The following is a 4,161-nucleotide window of genomic DNA, read 5'->3' on the forward strand; positions in this document are numbered from 1 at the left end:
ATGAATCTGAATTTATCAAGGTTCACGATAACAGCATCATTCGGGGCAAAAAACGTCTGTACATGACAGCAACGCCTAAGATCTTTAGTGACAAGCTGAAAAGAAATGCTTTCTTATCCAATAACGTTTTGGTGTCCATGGATAATGAAAAACTCTATGGCAAACAACTTTACACTTACAACTTTTCACGTGCTTTAGAGGATAAGCTGTTAGCACCTTGTAAAGTTATCATATTAGTTGTCAATGAAAAAGAAGTAAGCCAATCCATTCAACATCTTATTACCGATAAGAATTATGAACTTATTCTTGACGATAGGACCAAGATTAATGGCTGTTATAGAGCCCTTACCAAAATGGATCTGAAACTTGATCTTAAAGATGACCCCAAACCCATGCGTAGAGCTTTAGCTTTTTGCAAAGATATTGAGACTTCTAAACGCATATGCAAGAGATTCAAAAAAGAAAAAGTGCAAGAATCTTTGCGCGCTCTTCATAAGAACTATAAAGATACTCCTCCTCTTAACTGTACCCTTGCACATATTGATGGAACCTTTAGTGCTAAAGAGCGTACAAAACAACTTGATTGGTTAAAGGAAGATGCGGGGGAAAATACGTGTCGTGTTCTCACCAATGTAAGATGTCTTTCTGAAGGTGTGGATGTTCCTGCTCTTGATGCTGTTCTATTTTTACACCCGCGCAAAAGTCAAATTGAGATTATTCAAGCGATAGGACGTGTAATGCGTCGAGCAGAGGGTAAAAAAAGAGGCTATATCATTCTACCCATTGGGATACCCGCTGACATTCCGCCGGAAATAGCCTTAGAAAACAACAAAAAGTATAATGTTATCTGGCAAGTTCTCAATGCTTTACGTGCCCATGATGACAACTTTAATAAAATAATTCACCATATGCACAAAAAACAAGACGTAAGCGATACTCTTGAAATCGTTGCTGCTTCTCAAGAACTTGCGTTAGAAGATACGACCACGGTTATTGATGATTTACCTATACGCTCAAAATTAGAGTATTCAGGGCTTAATATTGGGTTAGCAACTTACGAATCCTCTCACACATGTGAAGAACAGGGAGAACTCTCCCTTTTTTCTAAAAGTGAAGATGCCATTAGAACTGCTATTGTCAATAGATATTACGACCCTAGCTATTGGAAGAAATGGGCAATAAATGTTGGTGATCTTGCTCAAACCCATATTACACGCTTAACTGAGGTTTTAACAAAATCAGAAACTGAAACACGGCAGGTGTTTAATGATTTTATGACCGAATTGCGGAGCAATTTAAACACAACTATCTCCGAACAAAATGCAATTGAAATGCTTGCGCAACATCTTGTAACGCGTCCAGTCTTTAATGCTTTATTTGAAGGGCATAAGTTTGTTCAGGAGAATCCCGTATCTTGTGCCTTACAACGTGTACTTAATACCCTTGATCAAGTTACTCCTGAAGAATCTCAAGCTCTCAAAAATATTTCTAGGAGTGTACAATTTTACACGCGTGGATTTACCACTCTTGAAGCACAACAAAGCTTAATTGTAGAGCTTTATAATGAATTTTTCCGTTATGCTTTTCCGCGTACAGTAGAAAAATTAGGAATTGTTTATACCCCCATTGAAGTTGTTGATTTTATCATTCATTCTGTTGATGATGTTTTACGCAATGAATTTGGAAAAAGTCTAGGATCACGAGGTGTCTCCATTCTTGACCCTTTTACGGGTACTGGGACCTTTATCACACGGCTATTACAATCCAATCTCATCAAACCAGAGGATATGGAATATAAATACCGTTATGATATCCACGCAAATGAGATTGTCTTGCTAGCCTATTACATAGCAGCCATTAATATTGAAGCAACTTATCATGGTCTTATGAAAGGAAATTATATCCCTTTCAAGCATATTGGTCTGACTGATACGTTTCAAATAATTGAAGAGAAGAGTTTGTTGCAAAAATTATTTAAAGAAAACAGTGAATATTTAGAGCATCAAAAGAAACTAAATATCAAAGTTATCTTTGGTAACCCTCCTTATTCGATAGGACAAAAAAGCGAAAACGACAATGCAAAGAACACTCCCTATCCCATATTGAATGATCGTATTGGTGACACTTATGCCGCTCATTCAAAAGCAAGTCTTATGCAGGCGCTTTATGATAGTTACATCCGCGCCATTCGCTGGGCAAGTGACCGTATAAAAGACTGTGGTGTTATTGGTTTTGTTACAAATGCAGGGTTTGTAGATACTAAATCTATGGATGGCTTGCGAAAGTGCCTTGTTGAAGAATTTAGCAGCCTTTATATTTTCCATTTACGGGGCAATCAACGAACGTCTGGAGAACTTTCGCGAAAAGAAGGCGGCAAGATTTTTGGTTCTGGATCACGAGCTCCTATAGCTATCTCTATTCTCGTAAAAAATCCAAATGCACAGCAGCATGGTAAGATATATTTCCGTGATATTGGAGATTATCTCAATAGAGAAGAAAAGCTTAAGACAATTAAAAAATTTGGTAGCATTAATGGTATTACACGGAGTAAACAAGGTTGGCAAATAATTACACCGGATAGGCATAATGATTGGATAAATCAACGTGATGACAGTTTCAAGACATTTCTAGCTTTAGGTGTTAAGAAAGGTCATGATACAAAGCTTTTTGAAACTTATTCCTGTGGCGTTCTAACCAGTCGTGATGCGTGGGCATACAACTCAAGTCGTAATGCTTTATCAAAAAACATGTACAACATGATTAACTTCTATAATAGCGAAGTGGAGCGCTTTAACGAAGCTTATGGACATGTTGATCGCAAAATACGTGAAAAGGCTATAGACAATTTCGTTAACGCTGATGCTACAAAGATCAGTTGGAGTAGTACTCTTAAACGAGAATTTATAAGAGAAAAATTATTTGAGTTCGAGGAGACGTGCTTTATTCAAAGTATTTATCGCCCTTTTACAAAACAATGGCTCTATTATAATCGTGCTTTCAACGATAGAGTTTCCATAATGCCATGTATATTTCCTATAGGAAAATCAGTTGAAAATAAAATGATACAACTTACAGGCATAGGAGCAAAAAAAAACTTTTCTGTTCTTATGATTAAAGCTGTGTCTGATTATCAGGTGATAGAAAACGGTCAATGCTTTCCGCAATATCTTTATGAAGATATTGTATCCTTAAAAGAGAAAAGTGAAAAGCAATCCCATTTATTTACAAACTCTATAGAGGAAAACAAAACAGCTGGTTTACAACGCCGTGATGCCATTACGGATGAAGGATTAGCACATTTTAAAGCCGCTTATCCTAATGAAACTATCACTAAAGATGATCTATTTTATTATGTTTACGGGATTTTGCATTCAGAAGATTACCGCACCCGTTATGCTGATAACCTCTCTAAAGAATTGCCTCGTATCCCTTGTGTAAAGAGCACTGAAGATTTTTGGAAATTTGTAACTGCAGGGCGTGAACTGGGGCATTTGCATATGAACTATGAAACTGTAGAACCTTATCCTGTAACCTTTAAAAAAGGTGATCCAAAACTCACTGATATCCCTAATCCTGAAAAATTCTATTATGTTACAGAAATGAATTTTTTTGGGAATAGTAAAGTAAAAGATAAATCGACAGTTTTTTACAACAGCAATGTCACAATGACAGATATCCCTCTTGAAGCTTATGAATATATCGTCAATGGTAAACCCGCTCTTGAATGGGTTATGGAACGGCAATGTGTAAAGACTGATAAAAAGAGCGGCATTGTTAATGATGCCAATCGCTATGCTGTTGAAACCGTTGGAAACCCTGCTTATCCTTTGGAGTTGTTTCAAAGGGTTATTACCGTAAGTTTAGAAACAATGAAAATCGTTAAGAACTTACCAAATTTGGTATTAAGAGAAACTGAATAACTTATAAAGCATGCTCATATGATAGGCATGCTAAATTCACAAGGGGTATAGAGCTTATAACTATAATCTATACCTCTCTTGTTAAGTTGATTACCTACCATCTTAAAGGGAGTGTTTATATGCGTTATTCTAAAAAGAAGAAACTTGCACTTTTAGATACTCTTATTTGGATTGCCTTTAAGAGATTATATCGTAATTTAAAATGATAGCTTTATCCTTTTCAAAAGCTTTGTTTAAAGAG

The 4,161-nt window shown here is 36.2% G+C and carries 1 protein-coding gene; it reads left to right on the top strand.

The features are described 5' to 3' along the window. The coding region (locus ACFIM8_RS08855; protein WP_375614807.1) for a type ISP restriction/modification enzyme at positions 1-3,920 on the top strand (3,920 nt) is incomplete at its 5' end. Between the last annotated feature and the right edge of the window lie 241 nt (positions 3,921-4,161).

Origin of the sequence: Bartonella sp. AC535YNZD (assembly GCF_042196625.1) — a bacterium.
In the GTDB taxonomy this organism is placed as follows: Bacteria; Pseudomonadota; Alphaproteobacteria; order Rhizobiales; family Rhizobiaceae; genus Bartonella.